This is a genomic window from Dysosmobacter welbionis (assembly GCF_005121165.3).
GTDB lineage: Bacteria > Bacillota > Clostridia > Oscillospirales > Oscillospiraceae > Oscillibacter > Oscillibacter welbionis.
The window spans coordinates 2,238,066-2,252,742 of the sequence record NZ_CP034413.3 but is presented as its reverse complement, the minus strand read 5'-3'; the positions used below and the strand labels follow the sequence as shown (position 1 = coordinate 2,252,742).

Below are 14,677 nucleotides of genomic sequence, written 5' to 3'. Positions count from 1 at the left end.
GTGAGAAAGCGAGCGAGACGAGATTTCAATGAACAAAACACCAACAACCCTCATCATCATGGACGGCTTCGGCCTGCGGCAGGAGACGGAGGGCAACGCCATCCGCGCCGCCGCCACGCCCCGGCTGGACCAGTTTTTCCGGGAGTATGCCCACACCACGCTCCGGGCCTCCGGCCTGGACGTGGGCCTGCCGGACGGGCAGATGGGCAACAGCGAGGTGGGCCACACCAACATCGGCGCCGGCCGGGTGGTGTTCCAGGACCTGCCCCGGATCACCAAAGCCATTGCCGACGGGAGCTTTGATGAAAATCCCGCCTACCGGCACGCCATGGACGCCTGCCTGGAGAAGGGCACGTCCCTGCACCTGATGGGCCTGCTGTCCGACGGCGGCGTCCACTCCCACCTGGAGCACCTGTTCGCCCTGCTGCGGCTGGCGAAGCGAAGGGGCCTGGAGCATGTGTATCTCCACGCCTTTCTGGATGGGCGGGACGTATCCCCCACCTCCGGCGCAGACTTTGTGGCGCAGACCGTGGCACAGTGCCGGGAGATCGGCGTGGGCAAGATCGCCACGGTCATGGGCCGGTACTATGCCATGGACCGGGACAAGCGCTGGGACCGGGTGGAGGCGGCTTACGACGCCATGGTGTACGGCGAGGGCGCCGTGCAGAATCCAGACCCGGTGGCCGCGGTACGGGAGTCCTATGACCGGGGCGTCACCGACGAATTCGTGGAACCCGTGGTCTGTGATGCCGAGGGCACCATCTCCGACAATGACAGCGTGATCTTCTTCAACTTCCGGCCCGACCGGGCCCGGGAGATCACCCGGACCCTGGTGGACCCGGAGTTCGACGGCTTCACCCGCCAGTTTTTCCCCGTGACCTTCGTGTGCAACACAGAGTACGACGCCTCCATGCCCAATGTGGAGGTGGCCTTCCCCGGGTGACGGTGCGCAATGGCCTGGGGGAGTATCTCAGCCAGATGGGCATGACCCAGCTGCGGATCGCGGAGACGGAGAAGTACGCCCATGTGACCTTCTTCTTCAACGGCGGGTCCGAGACTGTCTTTCCCGGTGAGGACCGGGTACTGGTGCCCTCCCCCAAGGTGGCCACCTACGACAAGCAGCCGGAGATGAGCGCGGCGGAGGTGACGGACAAGTGCGTGGAGCGCATTGAGTCCGGCGCCTATGACGTGATCATTCTGAACTTTGCCAACTGCGACATGGTGGGCCACACCGGCGTCTATGACGCGGCGGTGAAGGCCGTGGAGACCGTAGACAGCTGCGTGGGCCGGGTGGTGGACGCCACACTGAAGATGGGCGGCATCGCCATGATCACCGCCGACCACGGCAACGCCGAGCAGATGGCGGAGCCGGATGGCAGCCCTATGACCGCCCATACCACCAATCCCGTACCTTTCATTCTCTGCGGCGCGGGGACCGAGCTGCGCCCCAACGGCCGCTTGGCGGACATTGCCCCCACCATGCTGGACGTGATGGGCCTGGCCTGTCCAGAGGAGATGGACGGCAAGACGCTGATCGTGAAGTGACCAATTTCTGAGAGAAAAGAGACCGCTTTCCAGCGGTCTCTTTTTGTATAATTCCTGGAAATCCTGCCCATACTTCCCTCAGACCCAAGATCGAGGGAGGTATGATACATGGCAAATAAAGTCAAATCCCTGCTGGGCGGGCCAGGCTTTTACGCGGTCCTGGCCCTGTGCGTCCTGGCGGTGGGCGTGGGCGGCTACTTTCTGCTGTTTGGGGAACCGGCCCAGACGGAAGCGCCCACCGGCCCGGACACGGCAGCCTCCGCACCGGTGGAGGACCTGCCGGAGCACGAACCGGTGGTGGAGACCGTGCCTCCGGAGGAACCGGAGGAGGAGACGGAGCCCGTCGTCATGCCGGAGGTGACCATCCCGGTGGATGACACGCCCGTGGTGGCAGAGGAGCCCCATGTGGTGGTCCTGCCCATCCAGGGAGAGGTGCTGACGGCATTCTCCGTGGACCAGCTGCTGTACAATGAGACGCTGGACGACTGGCGGACCCACGACGGGGTGGATATCGCCGCGGCGGAAGGCGATGCCGTCCTGGCCGCCTGCGCCGGGACGGTCTCCTCCATCACCGACGATCCCCTGATGGGCACCACCGTGGTGATCCAGCACAGCGGCGGCTATGAGACCACCTATGCCAATCTCCAGGCGGAGCCCGCCGTGGAGACGGGCGACACGGTGTCCGCCGGGCAGACCATCGGCGCAGTGGGAACCACCGCCGCGGCGGAGGCCGCCCAGGGCGCCCACCTGCACTTCTCCGTTGCAAAGGATGGGGAAGCTGTGGACCCGGACGCATTTCTCAACAGCTGACGCAGCAGCGGCGGAACGGCAAAGGCCGTTCCGCCGCTGCTTTTCTCTGGAGTCAGGCCGCCCGGCTGCCGATCCGCTCGGCAACGGCCCGCATGGTCCGGCGCAGGAAGATAGCGCTCAGTACCAGGGACACCAGTTCGGAGATGGGGAAGGCCAGCCACACCAGCGTCAGGACGCCGGTGTGGGACAACAGCCATGCCACCGGCAGCAGCACCACCAGCTGGCGGCACACAGAGGTAATCAGACTGTACAGCGGGTTGCCGATAGCCTGACACACGGAACCGGCAATGATGTCGAAGCCCGCCAGCACGAAGGACACGGAGATGATCCGCAGAGCCACGGAGCCGATGGAGAGCATCTCCTCCGAGGCGTTGAAGAACATCAGCAGCTGCTGGGGGAAGAGCTGGAAAATCAGGCATCCCACAGCCATGATGGCCATGGCGGTGCAGATGGTCAGCTTGATGGTCCGCTTCACCCGGGGCAGGCTGGCGGCGCCGTAGTTATAGCTGACGATGGGCACCATGCCGTTGTTCAGGCCGAACACCGGCATGAAGACGAAGCTCTGAAGCTTGAAGTATGCGCCGAACACGGCGGTGGCCGTCTTGGTGAAGGAGAAGAGGATCTTGTTCATGCCGAACACCATGGCGGAGCCGATGGACTGCATGACGATGGAGGGGAAGCCCACCCGGTAGATCTCCGCCGCCACCTTGCCGTGCCAGCGGATCTCCCGGGGCAGGATGTGGATGTCCGGATTGCATTTGAGGTTCAGCACCAGGGCAGCGGCGGCAGCCACAATCTGCCCTGCCACCGTGGCAATGGCGGCGCCGGCCACCTCCATCCGGGGCAGGCCGAACCAGCCGAAGATCAGGATGGGGTCCAGCACGATGTTGATGAGGGCGCCGGTAAGCTGGGTGCACATGGCCAGGAACGTGCGGCCGGTGGACTGCAGCAACCGCTCAAAGCAGAACTGGCTGAAAATACCGATGGAGCAGCCCAGGCAGATGGAGGCGTAATCCACGCCGTAGTCGATAATCACCTGTTCTCCCCCGGCCTGCAGCTCAAAGAAGGTCCGGGAGAAGAAGATGCCGATCAGGGCGAATAGCGCGAAATTGCACAGGGCCAGAAAGATGCCCGTGTTGGCAGCCCGGTCCGCCATGGCCTGATTCTTCTCTCCCAGGGACCGGGAGAGGAGCGCGTTGATGCCCACAGCGGTGCCTGCGCCGAAGGCGATCATCAGGTTCTGCAGGGGGAAGGCCAGGGACACGGCATTCAGGGCATCCTCGCTGATCTGTGCCACGAACACGCTGTCCACCACATTGTAGCAGGCCTGGACCAGCATGGAGATCATCATGGGGACCGCCATGTTGGTCAGCAGCCGTCCGATGGGCAGCACGCCCATCTTGTTCTCCTGGGGCGCCGCGCCCTGGGGGAATTTTTCTGCCATGGAAATTCCAACATCCTTTCTCATTCAGAGAGACGTGACACGGAGACCACCCCGCGCCACGTCTCATATTTTGATTTCTCTATTAGGTTGCGGCTCCGGAAAGCCGGGCATCCGGAAGGATGCGTGGACGATTTATTTTTTCAGCTCACCGGTGGCCAGCTGAGTGAGATACGCGTTGATGAAGCCGTCCAGATCGCCGTCCATGACGTTGTCGATGTTGCCGGTCTCATAGCCGGTGCGGGTGTCCTTCACCATCTGGTAGGGCATGAACACGTAGGAGCGGATCTGGCTGCCCCACTCGATCTTCATCTGCACGCCCTTGATATCGGAGATCTTCTCCGCGTGCTGCTGCTGCTTCAGCTCCACCAGCTTGGCCCGCAGCATCTTCATGCAGTTGTCCTTGTTCTGAAACTGGCTGCGCTCCTGCTGGCTGGCCACCACGATGCCCGTGGGCTTGTGAATGAGGCGCACGGCGGATGAGGTCTTGTTCACGTGCTGGCCGCCGGCGCCGCTGGCCCGGTAGACCTGCATCTCAATGTCCTCCTCCCGGATCTCCACCTCGTCGTCATCCTCGATCTCGGGCATGACCTCCACCGCGGCAAAGCTGGTCTGCCGGCGGGCGTTGGCATCAAAGGGAGACACCCGGACCAGCCGGTGGACGCCGTTCTCACTCTTCAAAAGGCCGTAGGCGTTGTCCCCCTGGATGGCGATGGACGCGGATTTGATGCCCGCCTCGTCGCCGTCCTCATAGTCCAGGATCTGATAGGTGAAGTCGTGGCGCTCCGTCCAGCGGGTGTACATCCGATAGAGCATCTGGGCCCAGTCCTGGGCCTCGGTGCCGCCGGCGCCGGCATGGAAGGTCAGGATGGCGCTGTGGCCGTCGTACTCCCCAGAGAGGAGCGTGGCCATCCGGGACTCCTCGATCTTCTCCTCCAGGGTCTGGAAACCGGACTTCAGCTCTTCCAGCAGCTCCTCATCCTCCGCCTCCTGGCCCATCTCGCACAGGGCCGTCAGATCCTGCCACTCGGTCACCAGCTTGTCCTGGCGGGCGATCTTGTTCTGCAGCTGCTTGAGGCGCTGCTGCACCTTCTGGGATCGCTCCAGGTCGTTCCAGAAGCCGTCCTGGGCAGTCTCGTCCTCCAGCTTTCGGGCCTCCGCGCGGGCGCTGTCCATGTCCAGCGCGGCGGAGAGCTTCTCCAGCTCGGGCCCCAGGTCCCGGAGCCTCTGCTTATATTCGTCGTATTCGATCAAAGCCATGTGCTCTCTCCACTTCCTCAAATTTCATTAGCCATAGTATTATATCGGAGGAACGTTTGTTTGTAAAGAAAAACCCGTAAAAAAACGGAAAATCCCGGGCCGTCTGTGTATTTCAGGGGACAATTTCGTTTTCCAGGATGCGGCCGGACCGGAATCTTTTTTCCCGAATGGCGAAAAGTTCATAATTTGTTCATGATTGCCGGGCACTTTCCCGGTATGTTACATGTAGAGAGATAGAAGCTGGAAGCAAGCCTTTTGGAATATGATGGAGGAAAGAGGACTATGAAAACATTTTGGAAGAAAAAGCTCCCGGCGTGTCTGCTGGCGCTGGCGCTGCTGGCCGGAACCGTTCCCATGGCGTCTGCGGCCTCGGCGGATCTGACGTACGATGTGGACGAGGACAGCGGCGTCTGGCTGGATGCGGATGACTTTCAGGAAATCTATGAGGACGACAACGGCGGATACCTTGAATACGTGGAATTCACCGATTATGATGACTTTGACGATTACGGCTATTTCACCTTCGAGGACTTTGACCGTTACGGGTTCGACGACGTGGATTCCAAGGCGCTGGAGAACTACGAATTCTACTATGACCGTGCTGATGCGGACGATTACGACATCGACCTGGACACGCTGCGGTTTGAGACCTATGACAACATCGACAGCGACACACTGGATTTTGATGTCAGGCTGTACGGCGACGAAGGGTCATTCTATGCAACGGTCCGCATTGATGTGGAGGGTGGCTCCCGCTCCGGCTCCGGCGACGTGGAGCTGACCTACAAGGTGGACCCCGGCGACGATGTGACGGTGGACGCCGAGGACTTCTGGGATCTCTTTGACGAGGAAGACGGCCGCTATGACGAGCTGGAGTATGTGGAGTTCACCAGCTACGATGATTTCGATGACTTCGGATATTTCGGCGCAGACGGATACGACAGCGATGACTATATCCTGGACTATGAGCTCAATGACAGCGATCTGGACGATGCCATGTTCTATTACGACGAGAACGACGTCTGGTACGACTATGACTTTGAACTGGACACGCTGACGTTCTACGCCGACCGGAACGCCGACGCGGACACCCTGGCCTTTGACTTCACCATGCACGGCGTGGACGGTGACAAGGTATATGGCACTCTGTACATCGAGGTCGGCAAGGGCAGCGGCACCAGTAGCAAGGGCGACCTGACCTATCAGGTGGACCCGGACGACGATGTGACGCTGGACGCGGAGGATTTCTACGATTTCTTCTACGACGAGTCGGATTACGACGAACTGGAATACGTGGAGTTCACCGACTATGACGACTTTGACGATTACGGCTGTTTCTACGCCGACGGATACGATTCCGACGACTACACCCGGGATTACGAGCTGAACGACAGTGACCTGGACGACGCCGTGTTTTACTATGATGAGGACGATATCTGGGACGACTATGACTTCGAGCTGGACACGCTGACCTTTGCGGCGGACCGGAATGCCGATGAAGACACCCTGACCTTTGACGTCACCATGCGCGGCGTGAAAGGCGACAAGATCTCCGCTACCCTCACCATTGAGATCGGCAAGGGCAGCAGCACCGGCACCAAGGTGAAGGGCGACATCATTTACGAGGTGGATCCCGACGACAGCGTGACCTTTGACCGGGACGACTTCTGGGATTTCCTGGATGACGAGACCGGGGACGATCTGGAGTATGTACGGTTCACCGACGCCGACGGACTGGACGACTGGGGCGAGCTGTACAGCTACGACTACGATGATGACCGGACGTACTTTGACGAGAGCGACCTGGACGACGGTTATTTCTACTATGACAGCAAGGACCTGTTCTACGACGAGGACTTCACCCTGGATGACCTGACCTTTGTGGCGGACAGGGACGCCGACGGCAAGGTGGTGGAGCTGGACTTCACTGCCTACGGTGAGGACGGCGACAAGGCCTACGGCACCGTGGCCATCGCCATCGGCGATGTGGGGGGAACCGGCGTGGCCGCAGAGGGCGGCGATATCCGCTATTATACGGATTACAGCGGCCGAGTGCAGATCAACGCCAACGACATCGCCCGGTTCTTTGAGGAGAGCTACCCCGGCTATACCCTGCAGTATGTCACCTTTAAAGATGCGCCCACTTACGGCAGCCTGTACTACAACTACTACGGTACCAGCAGCTACGGCAGCTCCAGCAGCCTGCGCATCACCGACGACAACTGCGACGACATAGATTTCTACTTCAGTCCCTCCAGCAGCCAGCACGCCCTCAGCGAGCTGACATACATACCCAGCGGCGTCAACTACTGCGCCCAGATCCCCTTCACCGCTTACGGCTCCGGCAGCCGTTCTGTGTCCGGCACCATCCTCATCAGCGTGAACCTCAGCGAGGTGCCCGACGTTTACGGCCCCACGCCCAGAAACACGGCCGTCACCTTCCCCGCCGCCTCCATCTACACGGCGGTGGCCCAGTCCAGCGGCCTGGGTCTGGCCAGCATCCAGCTGCTGGAACTGCCCGCCACCAACGAGGGTGTCATCTACGTGGGCAGCGGCACCTCCAAGCGGGCGGACACCGAGACCCTGTACGGCTACTCCAGCGGCAGCGAGCGGATCAGCCAGCTGCGGTTCGTGCCGGCCAGCGGCTTCACCGGATCTGTGGAAATCCCCTATGTGGCCTGCAACAGCAGCGGCGATCCCATTGCCAGCGGCAAGCTTTGCCTGGGCATTGTCAGCGCTATGGAGGACTTCTCTGATATCACCTCCTCCACCTGGTGCTATAAATATGTACTGGAGCTCAGCGACGCCGACGTGATCGACGGATACAGCGACGGCACCTTCAAGCCCGACAACCAGGTGACCTACGGCGCGGCGCTGAAGCTCATCATGCTGGCCGCTGGCTATGACGAGCAGAAGCCGGTGAACTCCAACGTGTTCAGCGGCTATCTGGCCCGGGCGCAGGCGGACGGGCTGGTGTCCGGCAGCGTGAACCTGAACGCCCCCATCACCCGGCTGGCGGTCAGCCAGATCGCGGCCAAGGCCATGGGCCTCAGCATCAGCAACCTGTCCAGCGTCCGTCCCTTCACCGACACCACGGACCCCTATGTCCAGGCGCTGAATGCCGCAGGCATCGTGGAGGGCTACTTCAGCAACGGCACCAGCACCTTCAAGCCCTACAACACTCTGACCCGGGGCCAGATCTCCGCCATCGTCTGGCGGATGGAGCAAGCCCAGTAAACCGGGAAAACAACAGCGGACCGCTGAAGCGGTCCGCTGTTCTCTGTTATATAAAAGCACCGCAGAAAACTGAATGCATCTTTCCCCGCTCCTTTGGGGCAACTGGAAACGATGCGCCAAACCTTTCACCACAGCATTTGCCCTTATCTACGATGCGCCCAATGCGTATAAAGGTTTATGGGGGAGCGCGGTCACTTCAGCAGGGCGCTGTACACATCCTGAGGGATGGTGAACTCCACCATGCCCATGTAGCCTGCAGCCACCGCGTACTCGTCGAACACCAGAACCAGATCGCCGTCGGCGTTCCAGTAAAAGCTCTGCTCCGGGTCAATAGCGGTGAATTCGTCCGTCAGATAGCTCAGGGATACGTCCGCGGCCATCTGCTCCTCCATCTGCCGCAGGACTTCCGCGGACAGGACAGAGACGTAGTCCGCATCAGGCCGGAACAGATCGCTGAGGGTGACGGCTTCACCCGTAGCTTTGTTGATGTGGTAGAATCGGGTGAAATTGTAGCCGCTGGCCTCGGTCCTCGTGGCATCGATCCGCAGAGTGAACCAAGTATCGCTGTCCGTCACCACAGAGGAGGTCACATCCAGGCCCTGGTAGCTCTCGCCCGCAGCCTCGCAGTCCGTCTGGAACTGGGCGATCAGCTGATCGGTATAGGCCTGCACCTGGTCGTTGATCTCGTCTGCAGCGCCGCTACCGCCCAGCTCCGGGACGTGGACGTCGGCAGTGCTGTGACCATCGTCATACTGGTAATCCCGGAAGGTGATGACCCGCACCACGGCGCCCAGCACCGGGATTTCTTCCATGGCGGCAGCCGCCGCGGGAGATACATTGGGAATGGCCACGAATACGGCCAGGGCCGCGGCTACGCCGACCAGCCAGCGATAGGAACGTTTTTGCTTGTTTTCTTTCATGTTCGTCTCCTTTAAAGCGGCGCAGGTGTCCCGCACCTTTCCGGCATACGTCTCCGGCAGGGGGAAGGGTTCCTGCTTCGCCCGCTCTTTCAGTCGCTTGTCGAATGGCTCCACCTTGCGCACCTCATTCCTCGTGTAATAGTTGTTTTAGCCGGGACCGCCCTCGGGAGAGACGGGTCTTCACCGCCGCCTCGCTGATGCCCAGAACGGCGCTGATCTCCCGGATGGAGAGGTCCTCATAATAAAACAGGGTCACGACCGCCCGCAGGTCGCTGTTCAGCGCCATGACCGCCTGCCATAGAGACAGGCGCTCCGCCTGGTCTGCCGCCGGAGCCGGCAGGAAGTCCTGGATATCCGCCAGGTCCACCGTGGTCCTCCGCTTCCGGCAGAACTCATAGCACTTGTTGACCAGAATTTTCAGGATCCAGGGTCGGAACCGCGCCGGGTCCCGCAGGCTGCCGCGGCCGGCATAGGCGGCGCAGATGGCCTCCTGCACGGCGTCCTCCGCATCTTCGTCCTGGTGAAGGATAGCCTTGGCAGTGCGGAACATGGTCTCCTGGTTTCGGATTACCTGGTCGCAGAATATTTCTTTGTCCAACAAAAAATTTGTCATGGCGGGACTGAGCGCTCCTTTGGGTTCGTTTGACCGGTCACTTATTAGGATGCGGTTTCCGCCGAAAAGGTGACAGCCGGAAGAAAGAAAAGCAAAAAACCGTCCGCCTCTTTCCGGCGGACGGTTTCAGGCTCAGACAGACAGGGACTCGGCCAGCTCCAGGCCGGGGTTGTGCTTGGTGAGAAAGCCCACGGACCACTCCCCGCCGAATGCCACCAGCAGGCGGCCCTTGAAGTCCTCCAGCAGGGCGGCGCCGGTGCACAGCACCAGATCCTCCGGCTTGCAGGGGCAGGCGGTGATGACCCGCAGGTGCTCGTAGGGCAGTCCCTCCATGTAGAGCTCTACGCCGTACTCGCTCCTCATCCGGTACTGGAACACGTCGAACTGCAGGGTGCCCACGACGCCCACGATGACCTCCTCCAGGCCGGCGCCGGGCAGCTTGAAAATCTGGATGGCGCCCTCCTGGGCGATCTGCTCCGTGCCCTTGATGAACTGCTTGCGCTTCATGGTGTCCTTGGGAGACACCCGCATGAAGTGCTCCGGCTCGAAGGTGGGGATGCCGGAGAACTTGAATTTCTTTCCAGGCACCGTCACCGTGTCGCCGATGGAGAAGATGCCGGGGTCAAACACACCGATGATGTCCCCGGCGTAGGCCTCGTCGATGATCTCCCGCTCCGCGGCCATCATCTGCTGGGGCTGTGAGAGGCGCAGCTTTTTGTTGCCCTGGACATGAAAATACTCCGTGTCCCGCTCAAACTTGCCGGAGCAGATGCGCATGAAGGCCAGCCGGTCCCGGTGGGCCTTGTTCATATTGGCCTGGATCTTGAACACGAAGGCGGAGAAGTCCTCGCTGAACACATCCACCTCCCCCTGGTCGCTGACACGGGGCAGGGGCGGCGTGGTCATGCGGAGGAACTCCTCCAGGAACGGCTCCACGCCGAAGGTGGTGAGGGCGGAGCCGAAGAACACAGGGGACAGGGTGCCGTTCCGCACAGCCTCCATGTCAAACTCCCGTCCGGCCCCCAGCAGCTCCACCTCCTCCCGGAGGGCGGCGGCCTTTTGTGCGCCGATCATGTCCTCCAGCGCCGGGTCGTCCAGGGCCACCTCGGCGGAGCCGACCTTCTTGCCCCGCTCCTCCGCCTGGAAGAACAGGATGCGCTGCTTCTCCCGGTCGTAGACGCCCTGGAACTCCTTGCCGGAGCCGATGGGCCAGTTGACGGCATAGGTGTCGATGCCCAGCTCCCGCTCCACCTCCTCGCACAGTTCCAGGGGGTCTTTGGTCTCCCGGTCCATCTTGTTGATGAAGGTGAAGATGGGGATGTGGCGGATGGCGCAGACCCTAAACAGCTTCCGGGTCTGGGGCTCCACACCCTTGGCGCCGTCAATGACCATGACGGCGGAGTCCGCGGCCATCAGGGTCCGGTAGGTGTCCTCGGAGAAATCCTGGTGGCCAGGGGTGTCCAGGATGTTGATGCAGAAGCCGCTGTGCTGGAACTGCAGCACGGAGGACGTGACGGAGATGCCCCGCTGCTTCTCGATCTCCATCCAGTCAGAGGTGGCGGCGCGGGCCCGCTTTCCCTTAACCTCGCCCGCCTGGGCGATGGCCCCGCCGTACAGCAGGAACTTCTCTGTCAGCGTGGTCTTGCCGGCGTCCGGATGGGAGATGATGGCGAAGGTCCTCCGCCGGGAAATTTCAGTGCGTAGTTCAGACATGGAATATCCTCCAGAAAAATATCAGAGTATGGGCCATCTTCGACCCACGGCGCTTTTGCGCCGTCCAAGCGTTTTGCCAAGGCAAAACCTTGGCGAAGGGCGGATTCACTCCGCCCGGAGCAAACGCAAATCAGGGCTCCCGCAAAAGCGCCAGCTTTTGTGGGACGATGATGGCGAGGGTCCTCCGCCGGGAAATTTCAGTGCGTAGTTCAGACATGGAATATCCTCCAGAAAAATATCAGAGTATGGGCCATCTTCGACCCACGGCGCACAGCTGCATGCGGAATCCGGGGCGGTCAGACCGCGAAAAACGGACGGGAGGAGTCTCCCGCCGTGTGTATTCTCGAACAATGTACCATATTTTGTGCCGCTTTGCAAGATTTCCCGCAGCTATCCCGCAAAAAATCCGATGATTCTGTACCACAGGGAAAACCAGCGGGGACCGGCTGATGCCGGTCCCCGCAGATTGCCTGTTCCTTGGCGGGAGATCACTTGATTTCCACGCCCATGGCGTCCTCGTAGTATTTGGCCAGTGCGCACTGGTCCTCGTCGATCATGCCGCGGGCGTCCATCCAGTCCATCTGCTCCTTGACGATCTCCGTCATGGGCAGCTCCACCCCCAGGTGGGCGGCCACGTCCATGGCGTTGTTGATGTCCTTCAGGTGGACGGCGATCCGGGCACTGGCGGAGAAGTCTCGGCTCAGGAGCTTGGGGACCTTTCCGTCCATCACTGCGCTCTGGGCAAAGCCGCCCTTGATGGCGTCAAAAAGGGTCTGAGGATCCAGCCCGGCCTTTTTCGCAAAGGCGAATGCCTCTCCCATGGCGCACAGATGGATGCCCACCATCATGTTGTTGGCCACCTTGGCGGTGCTGCCGCAGCCGGAGGGCCCCATGTAGGTGGCGGTCTTACCCATCATCAGCAGGTAGGGCCGGACCTCGTCAAAGACCTCTTTCTCGCCGCCGCACATGATGACCAGGGTGCCGCCGTTGGCGCCGGTCTCGCCGCCGCTGACCGGGGAGTCCAGCAGATAGAAGCCCTTCTCCACCGCCGCGGCGTGGAGCTCCTGAATCACATAGGGAGAGGTGGAGCCCATGTCCACAATGGTGGTGCCGGGCCGGGCAGTCTCCATGATCTCCGTGATGGTGGCCTTCACGATGGCGTTGGTGGGCAGGCACATGAAGATGATGTCGCAGGTTTTGTACAGCGTTTTAGCGTCGTCCAGGACCTTACCGCCCCGGGCGGCAAACCGCTCCCGCAAAGCGGGCACGGGGTCGTAGCCATAGATGTCGCAGCCGCTCTTGTCGATCAGATTGCCTGTCATGCCGTAGCCCATCACGCCAAGGCCCAGATATCCAAGTGTTTTCATGCCCATTGACCTCCTGTTCTAAATTCCGGAAAGGACTGCCCTGTTATTTCCTGCGGGGCGGGATGTGGACCGCGCGGCCCAGTGCGTCCAGCGCACACTCCCGCATGGTCTCGGTGACGGTGGGGTGGGAATGGATGGTGGCTGCCAGCTCATCCAGCGTCAGCTCGCTGCCGATGGCAAGCGCCCCTTCGCAGATCAGATCCGTGGCGCGGGGCCCAATGATGTGCATACCCAGCACCTCGCCGTATTCCCTCCCGGCGATGATCTTCACCAGGCCCTCGCCCCCGTTCAGGATCAGAGCCTTGCCGTTGGCGCTCATGGGGAACTTGCCCACCATGTAGTCGATCCCCTGCGCCTTGGCCTGCTCCTCTGTGAGACCCACAGAGGCAGCCTCCGGCTCGATGTACACGCAGGTGGGATTGGTGGATTCGTCGTAGTGGGCCTCCATGCCGCAGATATTCTCCGCAGCCACCTCGCCCATGGCGCTGGCGGTGTGGGCCAGCTGGGCATAGCCCTTGACACAGTCGCCGATGGCGTACACGCCGGGCACGCTGGTCTCCATCTTGTCGTTGACGATGATCCGGCCCCGGTCGTTGGCAAGGCCGGCAGCCTCCAGGTTCAGGCTGGCGGTGTTGGCCTTCCGGCCGATGGCCACCAGGACCTTCTCCGCCTCAAAGCTGACAGTCTCGCCAGCCTTGTTCCGGCAAGTGACCTTGGCGCCCACGGGAGAGGCCTCCACGGCCTGCACCGGGCACTCCAGGTTGAACGCCATGCCCATCTTCTTCATGTGGGCCACGCCGATCTTGGTCAGGTCGCCGTCCAGCATAGGCAGCATGTGGTCCAGCGCCTCCACCACGGTGATCTTGGTGCCGAAGGCCGCGTAGGCGCAGGCCAGCTCCAGGCCGATGACGCCGCCACCGATGACCACCATGCTCTTGGGCAACTGTTCCAAGCTCAGGGCGCCGGTGGAGTCGATGCAGTTGGGATTCTCCTTCAGACCGGGGATGGGCGGCTGGGCGTTGACGGAGCCGGTGGCCACGATGATGGCGTCGGCGGTCATCTCCTCCACGGAGCCGTCGGACTTCTTCACAGAGAGGGTCTTGGGGCCGGTGAAGCTGGCCTCGCCGTCGATCTTCACCACCTTGTTGGCCTTCAGCAGTCCCGCTACGCCACTGGTCAGCTGTTTGGAGACGGCGTTCTTGTGGGCGATCACCTGGGGGAAGTTCACCCGGACGCCGTCCGCCTCCACGCCGATCTCCGCGCCCTGGTCCTTGATCTGGGACACCAGCTCTGCGCTGTGCAGCAGGCACTTGGTAGGGATGCAGCCAATGTTCAGGCAGGTGCCGCCCAGGTGCTCCCGCTCCACCAGGGTCACCCTGGCGCCCAGCTGGGCCGCCCGGATGGCGGCCACATAGCCGCCGGGGCCGCCGCCGATGACCAGCACCGTCCCAGGCCCGTTGGGGGCAGCCGCGGCCTCCACAGCCGGGGCGGCAGGTGCCGCGGCTGCGGTGGGGGCCCCCACCTGCTCGCCGGGCCGGCCGATGTAGCCCAGCAGGCCCTTTACCGGCACGTCGGCGCCCTCCTGGGCCACGATCTTCAGCAGGACGCCGTCGGTTTCCGCCGCCACCTCGTTGGTCAGCTTGTCGGTGGTAATCTCCAGCAGGGGCTCACCGGCCTTGACGGGATCGCCCTCCGCCTTCAGCCACCGCTCCACGGTGCCCTCCTCCATGGTCAGCCCCAGCTGGGGCATTTTGATTTCCGTTGCCATTGT

At 61.8% G+C, this 14,677-nt stretch carries 9 protein-coding genes and 1 pseudogene; 3 read left to right on the top strand and 7 right to left on the bottom strand.

The genetic code is table 11. The features are described from left to right. Positions 1-28: 28 nt before the first annotated feature. Together gpmI and EIO64_RS11880 are read left to right on the top strand one after the other, a co-directional pair. A pseudogene (gene gpmI, locus EIO64_RS11885) lies at positions 29-1,545 on the top strand (2,3-bisphosphoglycerate-independent phosphoglycerate mutase). 108 nt (positions 1,546-1,653) lie between these two features. Next, entirely contained in the window at positions 1,654-2,355 is a 702-nt protein-coding gene (locus tag EIO64_RS11880) for a M23 family metallopeptidase (protein WP_119310445.1), read from the top strand. A gap of 52 nt (positions 2,356-2,407) precedes the next feature. On the opposite strand, the gene EIO64_RS11875 is transcribed toward EIO64_RS11880, so the two are convergent. Continuing rightward, the gene (locus tag EIO64_RS11875) at positions 2,408-3,799 is read right to left on the bottom strand and encodes an MATE family efflux transporter (RefSeq protein ID WP_036631364.1); all 1,392 of its coding nucleotides are present in this window, start codon (positions 3,797-3,799) and stop codon (positions 2,408-2,410) included. Between the two features lie 132 nt (positions 3,800-3,931). Next, entirely contained in the window at positions 3,932-5,056 is a 1,125-nt protein-coding gene (gene prfB, locus EIO64_RS11870; RefSeq protein ID WP_021751408.1) for a peptide chain release factor 2, read from the bottom strand. Between the two features lie 282 nt (positions 5,057-5,338). Here prfB and EIO64_RS11865 point away from each other — a divergent pair, with 282 nt between their 5' ends. Next, entirely contained in the window at positions 5,339-8,293 is a 2,955-nt protein-coding gene (locus EIO64_RS11865; protein ID WP_136891392.1) for an S-layer homology domain-containing protein, read from the top strand. Positions 8,294-8,484: 191 nt separating this feature from the next. On the opposite strand, the gene rsiV is transcribed toward EIO64_RS11865, so the two are convergent. From rsiV to lpdA, 5 genes are all read right to left on the bottom strand, one after another. Then, entirely contained in the window at positions 8,485-9,327 is an 843-nt protein-coding gene (rsiV, locus tag EIO64_RS11860) for an anti-sigma-V factor RsiV (RefSeq protein ID WP_136891391.1), read from the bottom strand. A 10-nt stretch (positions 9,328-9,337) separates the two neighbouring features. Continuing rightward, positions 9,338-9,826 (bottom strand): RNA polymerase sigma factor, encoded by a 489-nt coding sequence (locus tag EIO64_RS11855; protein WP_021751404.1) that lies wholly within the window; start codon positions 9,824-9,826, stop codon positions 9,338-9,340. A gap of 132 nt (positions 9,827-9,958) precedes the next feature. Next, on the bottom strand, positions 9,959-11,539 hold the full coding sequence (locus EIO64_RS11850) for a peptide chain release factor 3 (protein WP_021751403.1): 1,581 nt from the start codon (positions 11,537-11,539) through the stop codon (positions 9,959-9,961). Between the two features lie 488 nt (positions 11,540-12,027). Next, positions 12,028-12,906, bottom strand: coding sequence for an NAD(P)-dependent oxidoreductase (locus tag EIO64_RS11845; protein WP_025545638.1), 879 nt, complete (start codon positions 12,904-12,906; stop codon positions 12,028-12,030). A 43-nt stretch (positions 12,907-12,949) separates the two neighbouring features. Next, a complete protein-coding gene (gene lpdA / locus EIO64_RS11840; protein ID WP_119310442.1) occupies positions 12,950-14,674 on the bottom strand; it encodes a dihydrolipoyl dehydrogenase in 1,725 nt (574 codons plus the stop codon). Positions 14,675-14,677 lie beyond the last annotated feature (3 nt).

What these genes read in the sequence shown, in the direction of transcription:
- lpdA (WP_119310442.1), bottom strand. Translation starts at nt 14,674, where the DNA reads ATGGCAACGGAAATCAAAATGCCCCAGCTGGGGCTGACCATGGAGGAG.
- prfB (WP_021751408.1), bottom strand. Translation starts at nt 5,056, where the DNA reads ATGGCTTTGATCGAATACGACGAATATAAGCAGAGGCTCCGGGACCTG.
- EIO64_RS11875 (WP_036631364.1), bottom strand. Translation starts at nt 3,799, where the DNA reads ATGGCAGAAAAATTCCCCCAGGGCGCGGCGCCCCAGGAGAACAAGATG.
- EIO64_RS11855 (WP_021751404.1), bottom strand. Translation starts at nt 9,826, where the DNA reads ATGACAAATTTTTTGTTGGACAAAGAAATATTCTGCGACCAGGTAATC.
- EIO64_RS11850 (WP_021751403.1), bottom strand. Translation starts at nt 11,539, where the DNA reads ATGTCTGAACTACGCACTGAAATTTCCCGGCGGAGGACCTTCGCCATC.
- EIO64_RS11845 (WP_025545638.1), bottom strand. Translation starts at nt 12,906, where the DNA reads ATGAAAACACTTGGATATCTGGGCCTTGGCGTGATGGGCTACGGCATG.
- EIO64_RS11865 (WP_136891392.1), top strand. Translation starts at nt 5,339, where the DNA reads ATGAAAACATTTTGGAAGAAAAAGCTCCCGGCGTGTCTGCTGGCGCTG.
- EIO64_RS11880 (WP_119310445.1), top strand. Translation starts at nt 1,654, where the DNA reads ATGGCAAATAAAGTCAAATCCCTGCTGGGCGGGCCAGGCTTTTACGCG.